Origin of the sequence: Curtobacterium sp. VKM Ac-2852, from assembly GCF_013205045.1 — a bacterium.
Taxonomy (GTDB): Bacteria; Actinomycetota; Actinomycetes; order Actinomycetales; family Microbacteriaceae; genus Curtobacterium; species Curtobacterium flaccumfaciens.
Map to the genome: position 1 here is coordinate 666892 of NZ_JABMLI010000003.1, position 17951 is coordinate 684842.

Here is a 17951-nt window from a genome sequence, read left to right on the forward strand (position 1 = left end):
TCGGCCATGATCGGCACACTCGACGTCGTCGTCCTGGACTGCCCGGACACCCGCGCCCTCGCCCGCTTCTACGCCGAGCTGCTCGGCGGGGAGATCGTCGGCTTCGACGAGGACTGGGCGGAGCTCGCCCTCCCGTTCACCGACCACCGTCCGATCCTGGCGTTCCAGCAGGTCGACGACTACCGGGCGCCGGAGTGGCCCGGGCAGGCGGTGCCGCAGCAGAGCCACCTCGACGTGAAGGTCGACGACCTGGACGACGGCGAGGCCGCGGTGCTCGCGATCGGTGCGACGGCGACGGGGTCGGGCACGGAGACGTTCCGCGTCTACCTCGACCCCGCGGGGCACCCGTTCTGCCTCATCCGGCCGTCGGACTGACCGGTTCGGTCGCCAGACCCTCGACCACGGTCACGTTCGGCAGCGCGGTGAGTGCGGCGCCGGGCAGGAACAGCTTGGCGGCGCGACGACCGGCACCGATGACCACCTCGGGGGCGTCGAGGACGCGCGCGTCGATGTAGAGCGGCCACGACGACGGCAGCCCGATCGGGGTGATGCCGCCGTACTCCATGCCGGTCAGCTCGACCGCTTCGTCCATCGGGGCGAAGCTCGCCTTGCGGACGTCGAGCAGCTGCTTCACGACGCGGTTGACGTCGAGTTTGGTCGATGCGAGGACGACGCAGGCGGCGTAGCGGACCTCGTCGCCGCGCTTCCCCGCGACGACGATGCAGTTGGCGCCGCCGGCCAGCGGGTAGCCGTACGCCTCCGAGAACGCGGCGGTGTCGGCCAGGTCGGCGTCGATCGGGGCTCCCTCGATCTTCATGACGACCTCGGTCGGCAACGCGACCAGGGCTTCGGCGACGGGGATCGCGAGGAATCCGGTGGCGACCAGGGCGGGAACACGTTCGAGCGTCGGCATGGCTCCACCGTAGGGAAGCGATCCCGCACGAGGGTGGAGCCATGACCGAACTCCGGGCGATCGACGTCGACCAGTGGCCCCGCCGGGAGCACTTCGAGCACTACCGGCACCGCGTGCCGTGCGCGTACGAGGTGACCGTCGAACTCGACGTCACGGCCTTCGTCGAGCGCGTCCGAGCGACCGGCCGTCGGACCTACGCGTCGCAGCTCTGGGCGATCGCGACCGTGGTGAACCGGCATGACGAGTTCCGGATGCAGCTGCTCGACGACGGCTCCCCCGCCGTGTGGGACCGTGTCCACCCGATGTTCACCGTGTTCCACCCGGACACCGAGACGTTCTCCGCTCTCGTCGTGCCGTACGACGACGACTTCGGCACCTTCCACGACGCTGCGGTGTCGACGATGGCGCAGTACCGGGACGACACCCGGATGTTCCCGCAGGACGACCGGCCCGGCAACGTCTTCGACGTCTCGACGCTGCCGGGAGCATCGTTCACCGGCTTCTCGTTGCAGGTGCGCGACGGCTGGGACCACCTGCTGCCGATCATCACGCTCGGCGGGTACCGGACCACTGGTGACCGGACGCTGCTGCCGCTGGCGTTGCACGTCGACCACGCCGCTGCCGACGGCTTCCACACGACCCGACTGCTGCGTGAGCTCGAGGAGCTCTTCGCCGCCCCTGGCTGGCTCGGCTGACCGTGCCCCTCGTCCCACCGCATCTCCTACGCTGACCCCATGACGTCGCAGTCGGAGACCCCCGCCCGCAAACGCATCGGGCTCGTCGGCGCCGGCGGCATCTCCGTCGCCCACCTGCCCGGGCTGCTCCGCCTGGGCGACGTGGTGGTGCACGCTCGCGAGGGCGCCCACGAACTCGTCGCCGCGTTCACCGACACCGCCCGGGCCGAGGGCAGCACGATCACCGTCGCCGACAGCCTCGACGAACTCCTCGCCGCGGTCGACGTCGTCGACGTCGTGGTCCCGACGCACGCCCACGCCGAGGTCGTCCGTGCGGCGATCGCGGCCGGCAAGGACGTCGTCTCCGAGAAACCCCTGGCCCGGACCGACGCGGACGCGGCGGACCTGGCGGCGCGCGCTGCGGACGCAGGCGTGCAGCTCTACCCGGCCCAGGTGGTGCGCTGGTTCCCCGCGTACGCGCGCCTGCACGAAGCCGCGACCACGGGCCTCCTGGGCGACCTGGCGGTGTTGCGGTTCTCGCGGTCCGGTGCCTTCCCCACCCACGTCCCCTGGTTCGGCGACCGCGCGCTGTCGGGCGGGATCGTGATGGACCAGATGATCCACGACCTCGACATCGCGCGCTGGGTGGCGGGCGAGGTGACCCGGGTGTCGGCGGTGAGCGTCCGCGCGGGTTCCGAGGCGGAGCCGGTCGAGGCGGCGCACGTCCTGCTCACGCACGAGTCGGGCGCGATCAGCCACGTCGCCGGGCTGTGGGGGCCGCAGCACCTCGCCTTCACGACCGAGTACTCGGTGACGGGGACGCTCGGCAGCCTGTCGCACTCGTCCCGGGCAGAGGAGGACACCCGCAGCGACCTCGCGGCACCGGCTTCCGCGGACGGTTTCCTGCCGACGGTCGACCCGGCGGACGACCCGTACGCGCTGGAGCTCGCCGACTTCCTCGCCGCGTTCGACGGTGGTGCACCGCCCCGGGTGACCGTGGACGACGGCGTCGCTGCGGTGCGGATCGCGAACGCGGCGATCGCCTCGATCGAGTCCGGCCAGCCGGTGGAGGTGTCGCGGTGACGCTCCGGGTCGGGGTGCTCTCCTTCGCCCACACGCACGCCATCAGCTACCTCGGTGCCCTGGCGGCGATGCCGGACGTCGAGGTCCGCGGCACGGATCCGGACGGCACCTCGACGGGGACGGAACTCGGCGACCTGCGCGGAGCCGAACTGGCACGCGCGCTCGGCGTCGGGTACGCGGACTCCGTCGACGAGCTGCTCGCCTGGGGTCCGGACGCGGTGATCGTCACGAGCGAGAACGCCCGGCACCGCGAGCACGTCGAGCTCGCGGCGGCAGCGGGGGCACACGTGCTCTGCGAGAAGCCGCTCGCGACCTCGTGGCAGGACGGCCTCGCCATCCGCGATGCGGTGGACCGCGCCGGGGTGCTGCTCATGATGGCGTTCCCGGTGCGCTTCGCCTCGGCGTTCGACCGGCTGCGCGCGACGCGGGACTCGGGCGCACTCGGCACGGTGTTCTCGGTGCGCGGCGCGAACAACGGCATGCTGCCCCTCGCCCGGGACTGGTTCACCGACGTCCGGTCGAGCGGAGGCGGCGCCCTCGTCGACCACGTCGTGCACGTCGCCGACCTGATCGACGGGCTGACCGGCGCGGCGCCGGTGTCCGTCACCGCCGTCGCCAACCGGGTGCTGCACGCGGACCGAGCGAACGCCGAGACCGCGGGCCTCGTGACCGTCACGTACGACGACGGCACGATCGCGGCGATCGACTGCTCGTGGAGCCGACCGGACACGTCGCCGGTGTGGGGTGGACTGACGCTCGACGTCGCCGGGACCGGTGGCACGGTGTCGGTGGACTTCTTCGGGGCGGCTGCTCGCGGGCTCGACGCGGTCGGGGGCCGGCCGATCGAACTCCGGTACGGACCCGACCACGATCTGCCGATGCTCCGGACGTTCCTGGCGGCCGTGGCGTCGGGCGAGCAGCCGCAGCCGGACGTGGGAGTCGGGCTGCGGACGCTGTCGATCGTGCTCGCGGCGCAGGAGTCGGTGCGGACGGGCAGGACGGTGGCGGTCACCCCGGCGTGATGCGGGAGCGCCGCAGCGCGAGTGCGCTGTGGCCGTCCAGGTCGACGTCGCGCAGCCGCGGCCTCGTCCGCGTGCTCGTCCGCGTCTTCGTCTTCGTCTTCGTCGTCGTCTTCGTCTTCGGAGGCGAGGCGGATTCGCGTCGTGCCGTCCCCGGCGGTATGTTCGGGGCGCGCGGTAGGGACCGCGCATGGTGAGGCAAGGGGTAGCTCGTGACGGTCGCGCCGGCGCGCGCAGCGCGACACGCTCCTGTCGCGCGCCACCGTGCTCGTCACAACGCTCGCCGTCCGGGTGGTGCGGCCGACACCAGGAAGCTGCGACTCGAGATCCAGGCCGTCCGTGCCATCGCCATCGGGGCGGTGGTGCTCTACCACCTGTTCCCCGAGGTGCTGCCCGGTGGCTACGTCGGCGTCGACGTCTTCTTCGTGATCTCGGGCTTCCTCATCACCGCGCACATCGCGAAACCGCTGGCCACCGGCCGGTTCAGCTTCCGGGCCTTCTACGCTCGACGTGCCTGGCGACTCCTGCCGGCGTCGATGGCGACGCTCTTCGTGACCGTGATCCTGACCGCGGTGTTCGTCCCCCGGACGCTCTGGAAGGACTTCACCGAGCAGATCATCGCCAGCGCGCTCTACGTCGAGAACTGGGCGCTCGCGGGCAACGCCGTCGACTACTCCGCCCTGGCGTCCGACGCGAGCATCGTGCAGCACTTCTGGTCGCTGTCGACCGAGGAGCAGTTCTACGCCGTCTGGCCGCTCGTCCTCTGGTTCTGCGCCTTCGTGCGGTACCGGCGCCGACGCCGGAACGGTGTGTCCCTCGCTCCGGCGATCGCCGTCGCGCTGGGCATCGTGTTCGTGCTGTCGTTGGCGTACTCGATCTGGGCGACGGCGCACACCCCGGCGTCCTACTTCCTCACCACGACCAGGGCGTGGGAGTTCGCCGCGGGCGGCCTGCTCTGGCTCGGCCTGCAGCGCGTCCGGATCCCCGCGGCGCTGGCGGCAGCGATGAGCTGGACCGGCCTCGTCCTGGTCGCGACGACCGCGCTCCGGTTCGACGCGTCGACGCCGTTCCCGAGCTGGACGGCGCTCATCCCCATCATCGGGGTCTCGCTCGTCATCGCGGGTGGGATGCCCGAGCCCGCGTGGAGCCCGGCGTTCCTGTACCGGCTGCGACCCGTGCAGTGGCTCGGGGACGTGTCGTACTCGCTCTACCTCTGGCACTGGCCGCTGCTGATCGTGATGCCCTTCGTGATCGGGACCCCGACGGGCGAAGCGACCCCGCTCTGGGCGAAGGGCATCGTGCTCGTCGTCGCGCTCGTCCTCGCTCACTTCTCGCGCCGGTTGATCGAGCAGCCTGTGATCGCGTTCTCCAGCGAGCGCATGCGTGCGCGGCACCCGCGGCACCGCGGCGTCCTGGTGCTCGCGATCGCCGGCATGCTCGTCGTCGCCGTGCCCGCCGCCAGCATGTACTGGTCGGTGGTGCGGGAGGAGACCGCGGGCGCCGCCACCGGGGTCACCCTCACCGCGGACGGCACGTTGACCAGCCGAGCCTGTCACGGTGCCGCAGCGATGCAGCCCGGGGCGGACTGCCCGCAGGTGGACGCGGCCGACATCACGCCCAGCCCGGTGCAGGCGGGGTCCGACGCGTTCGCCGACCAGTCCGGCGCCGGGTGCCAGATCGCGGGCGACGACACCACTGTCCGGGGCTGCGAGGTCGGCGACCCAGACGGCACCGTGCGGCTGGCGATCGTCGGCGACTCCCACGCCGCCAACTACGTGCCGTCCCTCGAGCTCATCGCGAAGGCGAAGCACTGGAGCCTCACCACCTACCTGCACTCCGGCTGCCCGATGACCCGGGCACTAGTGACCCCGTCGTGCAACACCTGGAAGGCCGACACCCTCGAGCGGCTGCAGCAGGAGCGGTACGACGTCGTGTTCGTCGCCGCGATGTCCCGCACGCCGTGGCCGCACGGCATCATCCGGCACGCCGACGAGATGACGCCCCAGGTCCGCGACGACGCGGCAGGCCAGTACGCGAAGACCTGGGTGCGCCTGCAGCAGGCCGGGTCGAGCATCGTGGCCCTGCGCGACAACCCCGACCCGGGCATCGGCGGCGTGTCCGACGTGCCGAGCTGCGTCGAACAGCACGGCGACGGCGCCGCCTGCGACGTCTCCGAGGCCGACGCGCTGATCGACGACCCGGTTGCGCAGGCCGCGCGGACCACTCCGGGCGTCACGCTGATCGACTCCACGGCGATGTTCTGCGCCGACGGCACCTGCCCCTCGGTCATCGGCGGCGTCGTCGTCTACCGACAGGTGCAACACGTCACGCAGACCTACGCACGATCCATGGCGCCGTTCCTGGAGCCGAAGGTGACCGCTGCGGTCGAGGCCGCCGTCGCCGGCTGAGGTAGCCGCAACGGCCGCAACGGCCGCGACGGCCTCAGCGGCCAGCCGGGTACCGCCGGGTACCGCCGGGTACCGCCGGGTACCGCCGGGTACCGCCGGGTACCGCCCGGCAGCGCCCGCGCTACGCTCGTCCCGATGCGCGCAACCGTGCGGGACGTGGCCGCCCTCGCCGGGGTGTCCCCGAAGACCGTCTCCAACGTCGTCAACGGCGGCGTGGTCGTGCGCCCGGAAACCCGCGAACGCGTCGAGCGCGCGGTCGCCGAGCTCGACTACGTGCCGAACCTGTCCGCGCGTGGCCTGCGGAACGGCCGCTCCGGAGCGATCGCGCTGACACTGCCGGAGATGGGCAGCGCCTACTCCGCCGAACTCGCGCAGTCCTTCGTGGAACTCGCCCGCGAACGCGGCTGGGTCGTGCAGCTCGAGCAAACGGGCAACGACCCGGCCCGCGAACGCGAACTGGTCTCCCGTGCCCGCGCACATCTGGTGGACGGGCTGATCCTCAACCCGGTGTCGCTCAGCGCGAGCGTCCTGGCCTCGACCGAGGGACTGCCGCCGACCGTCGTCATCGGCGAGGTCGAGCCCGAGCACGTCGACCAGGTGCACGTCGACAGCCGTGCGGCGGCCGAGCAGGTCACCGAACACCTCATCGCCCACGGGCACCGGCGCATCGCGATCGTCGGGGCGTCACCCGAGGGTGCGGCGACGGCGACCAGCGAGCTCCGCGAACGCGGGTACGCCGCCGCGATCGCCGCCGCCGGCATCACGCCCGACCCGTCGCTCCGTGTCCCGCTGCCGGCGTGGACCACGAGTTCCGCGGCGACGACCTTCGCGGCCTGGCTCGACGAGCACCCCCTGCCCGACGCCGTCTTCGCGTTCACCGACTCGATCGCGTTCGGGGTGCTGCACGTGCTCGCCGCCCGCGGTGTCCGGGTGCCGGACCAGGTCAGCGTCATCGGGTTCGACGACGTCGACGGCGCCGCGTACGCGATCCCGTCGCTCAGCACGGTGTCGTTCGACCGTCGGGCGTTCGCAACGGCTGCGCTCGACCTGCTGACCCGTCGGATCGCGGACCGCGGGGCAGCGCCGGAGACCGTCGTCGTGCCGCACCGGATCGTCGAGCGCGCGAGCGTCGCCGACCGCCCGCGCTGACGCCGCCGCCGTTTCGCGCTGACCGACACCTCACGCAGTCGCGCGCCCGTGACGTGTCGCTCAGCGCGAAAGACCGCCGGAACCGGAGCCGGAGCCGCCGCCGCCCCCACCCGGGTCCGCCGCCGCCAGCACCGCCGACCGCGTCCGCGCATCGCCGAGGATCCGGAAGTGCCCACCCACCGGCAGCCGCACGTTCGTCGCCCCCTGGAGCTCGCTGCCCTCGGGGATGAGCGTGTCGAACACCCCGTACACCGAGGTGATCCGCGCGTTCGCGTCGAGTTCCCGTGCCAGCCCCGCCAGCACCGGGTCGGCCGCCCGGAACGCCCGCAGGTGCGGCACCGGCGCGAGCCGCGCGTAGACCGAGCCCGCGAAGGGCGTCGACACCGCGACCATCCGGTCGATCCGCTCGTGCTGGTCGAGCTGCGTCATCGCGTACTTGCCGATCAGTCCGCCCTTGCTGTGTGCGAGCACGAGCACGTTCCGCAGGTCCTGTTCCTCCAGGGTCGCGATCACCTCGCGCGCGGAGTCGGGCACGGGCCGCAGGTTGTGCCGCAGGACGGGCAGCACGTGCACCGGGTGCCCCCGGTCGTGGAGCGCGTCCATCAGCGGCCGCATGAAGTGCCACGTCTCGTAGACGCCGGGGACCACGACGACGGGCTGCCCGCCACCGGTCCGGTAGTCGTCCGCGGTGGTCGGGCCGAGGCTCCGGACCTGCCACCTGGCGGCGTACCCCCAGTCGAGTGCGGCCCACCACGCGCGTCGCACCAGCGGGACACGGCCTGGAGGCCCGGATCGCGCCGTCCGCGCCGCCTCCGTCCCCGACGTGGCCGGCCGGGTCATCGCAGCCCCTTCAGGCGCTCGGCGTAGCGGAACGTCTCGAGGAGGCGCGCGAAGGCGTCCGGCTGCCGTTCCTGCACGTGGTGCGGGCCGGCCAGTTCAACGAAGGTGCCGTTCGGCGCAGCGGCCGCGACCCGAGCCGACCAGTCGTGCCGCGCGATCGGGTCCTGGTCACCGCGGACGACGAGGACGGGCTGCGTCACCTCGGTGATCGTCTGCTCGGTCGGGTAGCGGAGCATCGGTCTGAGCTCTCGCGTGTACTGCCGCATGCTCCGCAGGTAGTCGGTGACCAGGACGCCGTTCATCCGGACCCCCTCGACGAACCCGTCGCGGCCCAGGTCGAGCGCCTGCAGCGGGAGCGATCGCCGCTCGGAGTCGATCACCGGACCGACGAGCACGACCGCCGTGACGTTCTCCGGGTGGCGCCGGGCGGCCTCGACCACGACCTGGGCACCCATCGACTGCCCGACGAGCACCAGGTCACCGTCGACCAGGTGGCGGACCGCCCGAACGACGACGTCGCCGAGCTCTTCGATCGACAGCCGCCGACCGGCCGCGGGCAGCCAGCCGAACCCCGGCAGGTCGACGCTGACCGTGCGGTGCTCGACGGCGACGGCGACGGCGCGCTGCGACCGAGCGAAGGACCGGTGCGACATCCCGATGCCGTGGACGAACACGACGGTGGGGTCGGTGTCGTCGCGGACCGGTTGCCGCGACGCCATCGCGTGCAGGCGCACGGGCAACCCGTCGATCCGGACGGTCTCCACAGCAGCGCGCACGAGCCGAGGCTACGCGGCGGTTCGCAGCACCGGGTCAGCCTCGTCATCGGCCGCACACAGCCGCGCCGTGTGCACTCCTGGCATGAGCGACACCACTCCCACCAACGGCCACGAACCGGACGGCTCCGACCCGGCGAACCGGGCGACGACACCGACCGGCTGGGGCGCCGCCCCGACCCCGACGTCGACCTCCACGCTCGACGCCCCCGCGTCGCAACAGCAGCAGCAGCAGCAGCAGCAGCAGCAGCCGTACCGCGCGGACGCCGGCGCCACGACCCCGGGCGGCTGGGACTCCACCGCCCCGAACGGCACCACCCCCTGGTACGGAGCCGCAGCCGGCGCCGCGAGCCCGACCAACCGCCGCAGCGCAGGCCCGAAGCCCCCGTGGTTCTGGCCGCTCCTCGCCGCGATCGTCGGGCTCGCCGCGCTGCTCGTCGGCGGAGGCGTCGGGTTCGCCATCGGCCACGCGATCGGCGCGGACCGGACGCAGTCGACGACGCAGGTGCCCGGCACGAACCGGGTCCCGGGCAACGGCACCGGCCAGGCCCCCGGGTACGGCACCGGGAGCTGAACGGCGGGTACGATCCGTCCCATGCGGAAGACCACTGCCGGTCTGTTCACGTCGGTCGACGGCGTCGTGCAGGACCCCTACGAGTTCCAGTACGACAGCTTCGACGACGAGCTCGGCGCCGGGATGGGTGCCTTCATGGCCCGCACCGACACCGTGCTGCTCGGCCGGAACAGCTACCTCGAGTGGTCCGAGTGGTGGCCGGCCCACCCGGAGGACCCCTTCGGGCAGTGGATCAACCCGATCGAGAAGCACGTGGCCTCCACCACGCTCGGCGACGACCTGACCTGGCAGAACAGCACGCGGATCCCCGGCGACGTCCCCGCGTTCGTGCGCGATCTGCAGCAGCGCGAGGGTGCGGACATCGCCGTGTGCGGCAGTGTCACGCTCGTCCGCAGCCTGCTGTTCGCCGGGGTCCTCGACGAACTGCAGCTCATGATCCACCCGGCGATCGCCGGCCGTGGCCGGCGACTGTTCGAACCGACCGATCCGCCCACGCGCCTGCGTCTAGTCGACAGCACCGTGACGAGCAAGGGGAACGTGCTGAACACCTACGGGCGGTTCGACGCCTGACGGACGCACCACGGGCCTCCCGGCCCCACCCGTCATGCGCCCCGGCAAACCGCGCGTACCCTCGATGGTGACCATCCGCACCCGAGGAACACCGGAGCAAGCATGACCCAGGACACCCGCCCGCACGTCGTCATCGTCGGCGGTGGATTCGCCGGTGTGGCCGCCATGCGCGAGCTCGCCGATGCGCCGGTCCGGGTGACCCTGGTCGACCGCCACGTCTACAACATGTTCCAGCCCCTGATGTACCAGGTGGCGACGGGCGGCCTGAACGCCGGCGACGTGACGTACTTCCTGCGCTCGCTCCGGGCCCGCCAGTCGAATGCCGAGTTCCGTCACGGCCTGCTCACCGGCATCCGCACCGACGAGCGCATCGCCGAGATGTCCGACGGCGAGCACCTGCACTACGACTACCTGATCCTCGCCAACGGCGTGAACACGAGCTACTTCGGCACCCCCGGTGCGTACGAGTACGCGTACTCGATGTACTCCCGCTCGCAGGCGCTCCGCATCCGCGACGAGCTGTTCACCCGGCTCGAAGAAGCGGCGGCCAACCAGGGCCCCGACGAGATCCGCATCGTGATCGTCGGTGGCGGTGCGACCGGCGTCGAGATGGCCGGCGCGCTCGCCGAGCTCCGCGACCAGGCGCTCGTCGGCGCGTACCCGGAGATCGAACGCGGCAACATCTCGATCACGCTCGTGCACCGCAGCGGCGAGCTGCTCAAGCCGTTCGCCCCGCGCCTGCGCCGCTACGCCGCCAAGGTGCTGCGCAAGCGCGGTGTCGTGCTGCGGCTGAACACCGGCGTCTCCGAGGTCAAGCGCGACGGCGTGATGACCGCGGACGGCGAGTTCATCCCCGCGTCGCAGGTGATCTGGGCGACCGGCGTCGCCGCCCACAAGGAGGTCTCCGGCTGGGGCCTGCCGCAGACCCACGGTGGCCGCATCCAGGTGAACGACGACCTGAGCGTGAAGGGCGCCGAGCGGATCTTCTCCGCCGGCGACATCGCGGCGCAGGACGACGCCCTCGCCCAGCTCGCCCAGCCCGCGCTGCAGGGCGGACGGCACTCGGCGCGGCAGATCGTGCGCCTGCTCGAGGGCAAGGCCACCGAGCGCTTCAAGTACTTCGACAAGGGCACCATGGCGACGATCGGCACGAACGCCGCGGTCGCCCAGCTGCGCGGCGGGATCACGATGGTCGGCCCGGTCGCCTGGCTGGCCTGGGTGTTCGTGCACATCACGAGCCTGCTCGGCGCCGGCAACCGGATGTCGACGCTGACGCACTTCTTCGTCCGCTACGTGTGGTTCATGCGGAAGCGCTCGATCCCGATCGTCGGCGACGTGCGCCCGGTGCGCCCGAACGGCGACCGCGAGCCGGACCCCTGGCAGCTGCAGAAGGCCGAGTAGCCGCGCGCGTTCCCACTTGGTGAGCAGGAACGGTCGGGTCCGCACGTCGGACCCGACCGTTCCTGCTCACGGTGTGCGTGCGGTGGACGCGGGGCGCGACGGCCTGGAGGCGCGGTGCGGGCCGGCCACGGGCCTCCAGGCTGGCGCGTGGTGCGCGGGGCTGGCGCCGACGCGTGGCCGGGACCGTGGGGCCGGCCGACGCGGAACGACGATGACGCTGTCGTGCGACAGCGACATGGTCGCTGCGCGCGCTTCGCAACATTGCGCGCGTGCAACGAACGACGATGTCGCTGTCGTGCGACGTCGACACTGTCGTTCGACATCGGCCCTGACGAGCCTCGTGCACCCCGCTCGTTGAGACTCCTCTTACCCGCGAGGAGGACCCTGGTCGGCGACACGCAACCGAGCAGCGCGGGGAGGGACCATGGCGACGACCACGCTGACGCACGCGACGACACAGGCGCAGACACAGCACCGTCCGGCCGCCCCGGCGCACTCCGGGGCGGGGACGCAGCAGGCTCCGCCACCCCCGCTGACGCACCGCGCACCCGCGCTCGACGGACTCCGGACCCTCGCCATCCTGGTCGTCGTCCTGTACCACCTGCACGTGCCGCAGTTCGAGGGCGGCTTCATCGGTGTGACGGTGTTCTTCGTGCTGTCCGGCTTCCTCATCACGACGCTGCTGCTCGGCGAACGGCGTCGCACCGGGCGGGTGCGCCTCGGCTCGTTCTGGGTGAAGCGGCTGCTCCGCCTGTACCCGGCACTGCTCGCGTTCGTCGTCGTCGGGCTCCTGCTCTGGAACTGGGTCGGTGACTACAAGGGCGCTTCGCTGTCGTCGGGTGAAGCGGCGTTCATCGCGCTGACCTACACGGGCAACCTGTTCCGTGCCTTCTGGGACACCTCGCAGGGCGTGTTCGCGCACACGTGGAGCCTGTCGATGGAGGAGCAGTTCTACCTGGTCTGGCCACCGGTGCTGGTCCTGCTCGCCGCACTCCGGGTCCGGCGTCGCTGGCTCCTGGCGGGGCTCGGCGTCCTGGTAGTCGGAGCCTCGGCGGTGTCGTGGGCGAGCTACCGCAGCCCGAGCGGCGGTGCCACACCCGACGTCTACTTCTCGCCCGTGCTCGGGGTCGTGCCGCTCGCGATCGGCTGCGGGCTGGCACTGGTTCTCGACGACGAACGGGTGCGCGTGTGGGCCGCCGGGGTCCTCGGGCACGTGGCGACCTGGCTCGGTCTCGTGCTGCTGGTCGGGGTGCTGCTCTGGATCGACGACGACTGGACGCAGCACGCGTCGACGTTCGGCATCGTGCTGCCGCTGACCGGGCTGATCGCGGCGGTGACGATCGGCGGGCTGGTCTCGGTCCGCTCCCCCGTGTCCGCCGCCCTGGCCTGGATGCCGGTGTCGTGGTTCGGCCGCCGCGTCTCGTACTCGGCGTACCTCTGGCACCCGCTGGTGATCGCGCTGCTCGGCACCTTCGCGATCGGCCCCTGGGGCACGGTCGGCCTGGTCGGCGCGGTGGTGATCGTGTCGATCGGCGCCGCCTACGCCGTCGAGGTCCCCGTCGAGCGCTTCCGCGCACGGGTCCGAGCGGGTCGCAGTGCGGCAGCCCACGCCGCGCCGGCGACCACGCCCGCGCCCGCGCAGCGCATCGAGTGAGCAGAAGACGTCGAGTACGGCCCGCTGACCCGACGCCTTCTGCTCACTGAACGCGGCGGCGAACGGTCACCGTAGGCTCAGCGGCGTGCCCATCGAACGCGTCGACGTCCTCGTCGTCGGCGGCGGCCCCGTCGGGCTGTTCCTGGCGGCACTCCTCGCGGCGCGGGGCGTCGACGTCCGGGTGTGGGAACGCCGGGCCGAGCCGCCGACCGGTTCGCGGGCCATCGGCATCCACCCACCGTCCCTCGACGCGTTCGCCGCGATCGGCCTCGACACCGCGGTGCTCGCCGAGGCGTCGCTGGTGCACGCCGGCGTCGCCAGGAGCCGCGGCCGGACCATCGGCACCCTGCGCTTCGACCGCGCGTCGCCGACCCACCCGTACGTGGCCACCCTCGACCAGCACCGCACCGAGTCCCTGCTCCGGGACCGGCTCCGGGCCAGCGCACCGAGCGCGCTGCGGACCGGCACCACCCTGACCGCACTGTCCCGGCACCCCGACCACGTCGACGCCACCGGGACCGGACCGGACGGCGACACCGTGACGGTCCGTGCGGCCTTCGTCGTCGGGGCCGACGGTGCCCGGAGCGCCGTCCGTGACCTGCTCGGCATCGGCACGACCGGCCGGGAGTACCCGGACCGCTACGTGATGGGTGACTTCGCCGATCCCGAGGCCCCGTCGGCTCGGTCCTCCGCGCTGGTCGACGTCGGCCCGGACGGCGTCGTCGAGTCCTTCCCGCTGCCGGGCGCGCGGCGCCGGTACGTCGCCCTGGTGCCGGACGACGAAGCGTTCGCCTCGGCCGAAGGCAGCTGGACGGGCACGCCGGACCCCGCGGTCGTCACACGCCTGGCCGCACTCGTCGCGGCGCGCACCGGCGTCGTGCCGGACCCCGCGACCTGCTCGATGACCAGCGGCTTCCGGGTGCGCCGCCGCGCCGCCGACCGGGTGGGCGTCGGCCGGGTCGTGCTCGTCGGCGATGCCGCCCACGAGATCAGTCCGATCGGCGGGCAGGGCATGAACCTCGGGTGGCTCGACGTCGCCGAACTGGCGCCCCTGCTGGTGGGTGCCGTCCGCACCGGCGTCCCCGGTCCGTGGCCGGGCTACGCCGCCCGCCGCCAGGCGGCCGCCCGACGCGCGGCACGGCAGGCCGAGGTGAACATGGCACTGGGCCGTCCGCTCGGCCCCGTCACGGCGACCGGCCGGGAGGCGCTGCTCCGGACCGCCCTTTCCCTGCCGACCGCGCACGGCCTGGCCCGGCTCTACGCGATGCGCTGGGCCTGACGGCTCGCGTCCGGCGCGCAGACGCGCAGACGCGTGTCTGCGCGGAGGCGCAGCGTGTTCCGCGTCGTCAGGCGACGAGTCGCGCTCCCGCGAAGCCGAGCTCGACGACGAGCACGAGGGACGACGCGATGACCAGCCGGAACAGGGTGCGTGATGCGCGCCCCGCGAGCACCAACCGGACGCCGACGACGGCGAGCACGGCCACCACGACGGCACCGAGGACCGCGAGCACGACGCCGAGACCCCGGACGGGGTCGTCGCCGAGCACCTGTCCGCCGAGCACCAGCGCGGCCGCGACGACGAGCGAGGCGAACGCGACGATCCCCGCGCCGCGGAGCCCGAGCCGGTGCGGGAAGCCCCGGACCCCGGTCGCGGCGTCGTCGACCAGGTCGGGCAGCACGTTGGTGCAGTGGATCGCGATGCCGAAGACGGCCCCCGTGGCGATCGCCCACCACACCGGCCACTGCCCCTCGGGCCCGGCCGCGACGGACACGACGGGCAGCAGCCCGAAGGCGACGACGAACGGCGCCACCGACCACACCGAACGCTTGAGGCCGGCGTCGTAGGCCCACCCCGCGGCGACCAGCACGAGGTGCGCGAGGGCGGCGACCGGCCCCAGGAACAGCGAGAGCACCACGGCGATCCCGGCGGTGGCGTACGCGGCGGCACGGACGGTGCCGACCGCGATGAGTCCGCGGGCCACGGGCTTGTCGCTCCGCCCGACGGCTCGGTCGCGGTCCGCGTCGATCCAGTCGTTCGCGAGCCCGATGGACAGCTGCCCGGCGACGACCGTCAGCGCCACCAGCACCACGAGCCACACGGGGTGTCCGACGGCTGCGGCGATCACCGCGGCGAGGACGGTCACGGTGACCGTGGGGCCGGGGTGCGACGACGCGAACAGCAGACGCGCGGTCGACGGGGTACGGCTGGCGGTCACCCGGTCAGCGTACGGATCGCGCCTGCGCGGTCGTGGCAGGGCTCACGGAACGGCCGTCACCTCGACGCCGAACCGGTCGACGAGCTCGCGCTTGAGCACCTTGCCGCTCGGGCCCAGCGGCAACGCGTCGAGGACGTGCACCACCCGCGGGTACTTGTACGCGGCGATCTCGGCGGCGACGAAGTCGACCAGGACCTGCGGCTCGACGGACGCGCCGGCGTGCAGGACCACCGCGGCCTCGACCTCCTGTCCGTGCACCGCGTGCGGCACGCCGAACACCGCGGCCATCGCGACGTCGGGGTGGGTGGCGAGCACTTCCTCGACCTGCCGCGGGTACACGTTGTAGCCGTTGCGGATGATCATGTCCTTGGTTCGGTCGACGATCGTCAGGTACCCGTCGTCGTCCTTCGTGCCCAGGTCGCCGGTGCGGAACCACCCGTCGACGATGGCCTCGGCGGTGTCCTCGGGCCGGTCGAGGTACCCGTTCATCAGGTTGTGGCCGCGGATCACGAGCTCCCCGATCTCGCCGTGCGGCAGCATGACGATCGCGTCGCGGACCTCGGGGTCGGCGATCTCGACGTCGATGCCCCACACCGCTGTGCCGATGGTGCCGGGGCGCGGCGGTTGCCCGACGTGGTTGAAGGTGGCGACCGGCGAGGTCTCGGTCAGCCCGTACCCCTCGTGGATCGGCGCGTCGAAGACCTGCTGGAACCGCTCGAGCACCGCGAGCGGCAGCGAGGCTCCGCCGGAGATCGCGTACCGGAGCGTCGGACGGGCCTCGGACCGGGTCGCGGCGTCGAGCAGCGCCATGTACATCGTCGGGACGCCCATGAAGATGCCGCAGCCGTGCTCGACCATCGCGGCGAGCGCCGTGTCACCGTCGAACTTCGGCAGCATGACGAGCGTCGCGCCGGTCCGGAACCCGGTGTTCATCGTGCAGGTCTGCCCGAACGTGTGGAACAGCGGCAGGGCGCCGAGCAGGACGTCCCCGCGGTGCATGTCGAACGTGGTCATCAGGTTGGTGTTGACCTGTTCGAGCAGCGCGAAGTGCGACCCTTCGGCTCCCTTGGGCTGGCCGGTGGTGCCGCTCGTGTACAGGATCGTGGCGGTGTCGAACGGGTGCCGCGGCACGTAGGTGTCGAGCGGTTCGCTCTGCGCTGCCAGGGCCTCGAGCCGGTCGGGGCCGGCCGCGGACCCGTCGTCGGTCGTCGCCGGCGCGAGCACGGTCACGACGTCGACCCCGGCGAGCTCGGCTCCGGCGGCGCCCTCACCGAGCAGCGGGGCAGCGCAGACGAGCAGGGTCGCGCCGCTGTCGCGCAGGACGTACTCGATCTCGCGACGCTTCAGCAGCGCGTGCACGGGCACGGCCACCGCGCCGAGGGCGAGGGTGGCGTAGTAGACGCGGGGGAAGTCCGCGACGTTCGGCACGAGCATCGCCACCTTCGACCCCTCGGTCACGCCCCGCGCGCGGAGCGCCCCGGCGTAGGCCAGGGTCTGCGTCCAGAGCTCGGCGTAGGTCGTGCGGACGTCGCCCACGATGACGGCGACGTCGTCCGGGTAGCGTGCCGCCGACTCGGCGAGGATGGCTGCGACCGAGGCGGTCGCGCGGGTGGTGTGGGTGTCGTGCATGCCGGTCTCCGTCTTCGCGACGACCTCGTCGTCGTCACCGCCGATCCTACGGCTCGACCCGACGGACCGGTCAGGCAGGCTCGACCCGGCGGACCGGTCAGGCAGGCTCGACCCGGCGGACCGGTCAGGCAGCGGACGCCGCAGGTTCCCGCCGACGGAGGAGCACCCCGGACGCCAGGGCGATGCCGAGCAGGACGACGAGTCCGCCGACGGGCTCGTTCCACCGCACCCGCTCCCCCAGCACGAGAACTCCGAGCGCCACCCCGACCACAGGCGTCAGGTACGTGACGGTGGAGGCGCGGCCGGCGCCCCACGCCTGCACGAGCCGGGTGTTCCAGGCGTAGGCCAGCCCCGTGCCGACGCAACCGAGCGCGATCATCGCGGCCACGATCCTCCCGTCCAGCTGCACCGGACCGGTCGCGATGACGGGCGCGACCAGCAGGAGCATCCCGGAGGCCAGCGTCAGCTGGACCGTCGCGAGCGTGACCGGGTCGTACGCGCTCGCCACGGCAACCCGGCGCAGGTAGGCGAGCCCGATGCCGTAGGACGCCGTCATGCCGAGCAGTGCGACCTGCCCCGGCACGCTCGCCAGGACCTCCGGGTCGGTCAGGACGTCCCACGGGCCGACCAGCACGAGCACCCCGACGATGCCGAGCACGATCCCGAGCACCTGCCGTCCGCGCAGCCGTTCGGACGGCACGAGCACCGCGAGCGCGGCCAGCGTCATGATCGGCGTCGTCGCGTTGTAGATGCTCGCGAGCCCGGAGGGCACCGTCTGCTCGGCCCACGCCATCAGTGACGACGGCACCGCGTTGAGGAACACCGCGACGACCGCCAGGTGCGCCCAGGTGCGTGGCTCCCGGGGCCACCGGCGACGGGTCGCCAGGAGCACCACGACGAGCGTCACCCCACCGAGCACGGTCCGCACGGTGGCGACCTGCTGCGGGGCGAGTCCGTCGAGGCCGATCTTCGCGAAGAGGAAGCTCGAGCCCCAGGTCAGTGCGACGAGGGCGTAGAGGAGGGCGTTCACGTGGCCTAGTGTCGGACC

The 17951-nt window shown here is 72.6% G+C and carries 17 protein-coding genes; 11 read left to right on the forward strand and 6 right to left on the reverse strand.

Annotation, left to right across the window (positions count from 1 at the left end):
• Positions 1-6 precede the first annotated feature (6 nt).
• On the forward strand, positions 7-375 hold the full coding sequence (locus HQQ79_RS14265) for a VOC family protein (RefSeq protein ID WP_110860834.1): 369 nt from the start codon (positions 7-9) through the stop codon (positions 373-375).
• Here the strand turns inward: HQQ79_RS14265 and HQQ79_RS14270 are convergent.
• Positions 356-913, reverse strand: a complete 558-nt coding sequence (locus tag HQQ79_RS14270) for a YbaK/EbsC family protein (RefSeq protein ID WP_071246993.1) — start codon at positions 911-913, stop codon at positions 356-358. The genes HQQ79_RS14265 and HQQ79_RS14270 overlap by 20 nt on opposite strands.
• A gap of 41 nt (positions 914-954) precedes the next feature.
• On the opposite strand from HQQ79_RS14270, the gene HQQ79_RS14275 reads away from it, so the two are divergent.
• The 5 genes from HQQ79_RS14275 to HQQ79_RS14295 all read left to right on the forward strand — a co-directional run bounded on the left by HQQ79_RS14275 (position 955) and on the right by HQQ79_RS14295 (position 7246).
• Entirely contained in the window at positions 955-1608 is a 654-nt protein-coding gene (locus tag HQQ79_RS14275; protein ID WP_173035094.1) for a CatA-like O-acetyltransferase, read from the forward strand.
• A gap of 39 nt (positions 1609-1647) precedes the next feature.
• Positions 1648-2670 (forward strand): Gfo/Idh/MocA family protein, encoded by a 1023-nt coding sequence (locus HQQ79_RS14280; RefSeq protein ID WP_173035096.1) that lies wholly within the window; start codon positions 1648-1650, stop codon positions 2668-2670.
• Complete coding sequence (locus tag HQQ79_RS14285; RefSeq protein WP_173035098.1) at positions 2667-3692, forward strand: Gfo/Idh/MocA family protein; 1026 nt, start codon at positions 2667-2669, stop codon at positions 3690-3692. Before HQQ79_RS14280 ends, HQQ79_RS14285 begins: the two co-directional genes overlap by 4 nt.
• Positions 3693-3901: 209 nt before the next feature.
• Positions 3902-6097: an acyltransferase family protein gene (locus HQQ79_RS14290; protein ID WP_173035100.1), complete on the forward strand. Its 2196-nt coding sequence runs from the start codon at positions 3902-3904 to the stop codon at positions 6095-6097.
• Positions 6098-6232: 135 nt separating this feature from the next.
• On the forward strand, positions 6233-7246 hold the full coding sequence (locus HQQ79_RS14295) for a LacI family DNA-binding transcriptional regulator (RefSeq protein ID WP_111058031.1): 1014 nt from the start codon (positions 6233-6235) through the stop codon (positions 7244-7246).
• A 60-nt stretch (positions 7247-7306) separates the two neighbouring features.
• On the opposite strand, the gene HQQ79_RS14300 is transcribed toward HQQ79_RS14295, so the two are convergent.
• Positions 7307-8011: an alpha/beta hydrolase gene (locus HQQ79_RS14300; RefSeq protein ID WP_173035102.1), complete on the reverse strand. Its 705-nt coding sequence runs from the start codon at positions 8009-8011 to the stop codon at positions 7307-7309.
• 71 nt (positions 8012-8082) lie between these two features.
• On the reverse strand, positions 8083-8862 hold the full coding sequence (locus HQQ79_RS14305) for an alpha/beta fold hydrolase (protein WP_173035104.1): 780 nt from the start codon (positions 8860-8862) through the stop codon (positions 8083-8085).
• An 82-nt stretch (positions 8863-8944) separates the two neighbouring features.
• Between HQQ79_RS14305 and HQQ79_RS14310 the strand changes: the two genes are divergently transcribed.
• The 5 genes from HQQ79_RS14310 to HQQ79_RS14330 all read left to right on the forward strand — a co-directional run bounded on the left by HQQ79_RS14310 (position 8945) and on the right by HQQ79_RS14330 (position 14337).
• A complete protein-coding gene (locus HQQ79_RS14310; protein WP_173035106.1) occupies positions 8945-9433 on the forward strand; it encodes a hypothetical protein in 489 nt (162 codons plus the stop codon).
• Positions 9434-9454: 21 nt separating this feature from the next.
• Positions 9455-10003, forward strand: a complete 549-nt coding sequence (locus HQQ79_RS14315) for a dihydrofolate reductase family protein (protein WP_071406543.1) — start codon at positions 9455-9457, stop codon at positions 10001-10003.
• Positions 10004-10105: 102 nt separating this feature from the next.
• Entirely contained in the window at positions 10106-11404 is a 1299-nt protein-coding gene (locus tag HQQ79_RS14320) for an NAD(P)/FAD-dependent oxidoreductase (protein ID WP_071406544.1), read from the forward strand.
• A gap of 424 nt (positions 11405-11828) precedes the next feature.
• Positions 11829-13058 carry an acyltransferase gene (locus HQQ79_RS14325; RefSeq protein ID WP_173035108.1) on the forward strand — a complete coding sequence of 410 codons (1230 nt, stop codon included), beginning with the start codon at positions 11829-11831 and terminating at the stop codon, positions 13056-13058.
• An 85-nt stretch (positions 13059-13143) separates the two neighbouring features.
• A complete protein-coding gene (locus HQQ79_RS14330) occupies positions 13144-14337 on the forward strand; it encodes an FAD-dependent oxidoreductase (protein ID WP_367948105.1) in 1194 nt (397 codons plus the stop codon).
• A gap of 67 nt (positions 14338-14404) precedes the next feature.
• Here HQQ79_RS14330 and HQQ79_RS14335 read toward each other — a convergent pair whose 3' ends face one another.
• The 3 genes from HQQ79_RS14335 to HQQ79_RS14345 form a co-directional block, all read right to left on the reverse strand.
• A complete protein-coding gene (locus HQQ79_RS14335) occupies positions 14405-15274 on the reverse strand; it encodes a UbiA family prenyltransferase (RefSeq protein WP_173035110.1) in 870 nt (289 codons plus the stop codon).
• A 42-nt stretch (positions 15275-15316) separates the two neighbouring features.
• Positions 15317-16903 carry a long-chain fatty acid--CoA ligase gene (locus tag HQQ79_RS14340; protein ID WP_173035112.1) on the reverse strand — a complete coding sequence of 529 codons (1587 nt, stop codon included), beginning with the start codon at positions 16901-16903 and terminating at the stop codon, positions 15317-15319.
• 124 nt (positions 16904-17027) lie between these two features.
• Positions 17028-17933, reverse strand: coding sequence for a DMT family transporter (locus HQQ79_RS14345; RefSeq protein WP_083404362.1), 906 nt, complete (start codon positions 17931-17933; stop codon positions 17028-17030).
• Positions 17934-17951: the final 18 nt, after the last annotated feature.

What these genes read in the sequence shown, in the direction of transcription:
- HQQ79_RS14320 (WP_071406544.1), top strand. Translation starts at nt 10,106, where the DNA reads ATGACCCAGGACACCCGCCCGCACGTCGTCATCGTCGGCGGTGGATTC.
- HQQ79_RS14325 (WP_173035108.1), top strand. Translation starts at nt 11,829, where the DNA reads ATGGCGACGACCACGCTGACGCACGCGACGACACAGGCGCAGACACAG.
- HQQ79_RS14310 (WP_173035106.1), top strand. Translation starts at nt 8,945, where the DNA reads ATGAGCGACACCACTCCCACCAACGGCCACGAACCGGACGGCTCCGAC.
- HQQ79_RS14280 (WP_173035096.1), top strand. Translation starts at nt 1,648, where the DNA reads ATGACGTCGCAGTCGGAGACCCCCGCCCGCAAACGCATCGGGCTCGTC.
- HQQ79_RS14265 (WP_110860834.1), top strand. Translation starts at nt 7, where the DNA reads ATGATCGGCACACTCGACGTCGTCGTCCTGGACTGCCCGGACACCCGC.
- HQQ79_RS14275 (WP_173035094.1), top strand. Translation starts at nt 955, where the DNA reads ATGACCGAACTCCGGGCGATCGACGTCGACCAGTGGCCCCGCCGGGAG.
- HQQ79_RS14340 (WP_173035112.1), bottom strand. Translation starts at nt 16,903, where the DNA reads ATGCACGACACCCACACCACCCGCGCGACCGCCTCGGTCGCAGCCATC.
- HQQ79_RS14315 (WP_071406543.1), top strand. Translation starts at nt 9,455, where the DNA reads ATGCGGAAGACCACTGCCGGTCTGTTCACGTCGGTCGACGGCGTCGTG.
- HQQ79_RS14295 (WP_111058031.1), top strand. Translation starts at nt 6,233, where the DNA reads ATGCGCGCAACCGTGCGGGACGTGGCCGCCCTCGCCGGGGTGTCCCCG.
- HQQ79_RS14270 (WP_071246993.1), bottom strand. Translation starts at nt 913, where the DNA reads ATGCCGACGCTCGAACGTGTTCCCGCCCTGGTCGCCACCGGATTCCTC.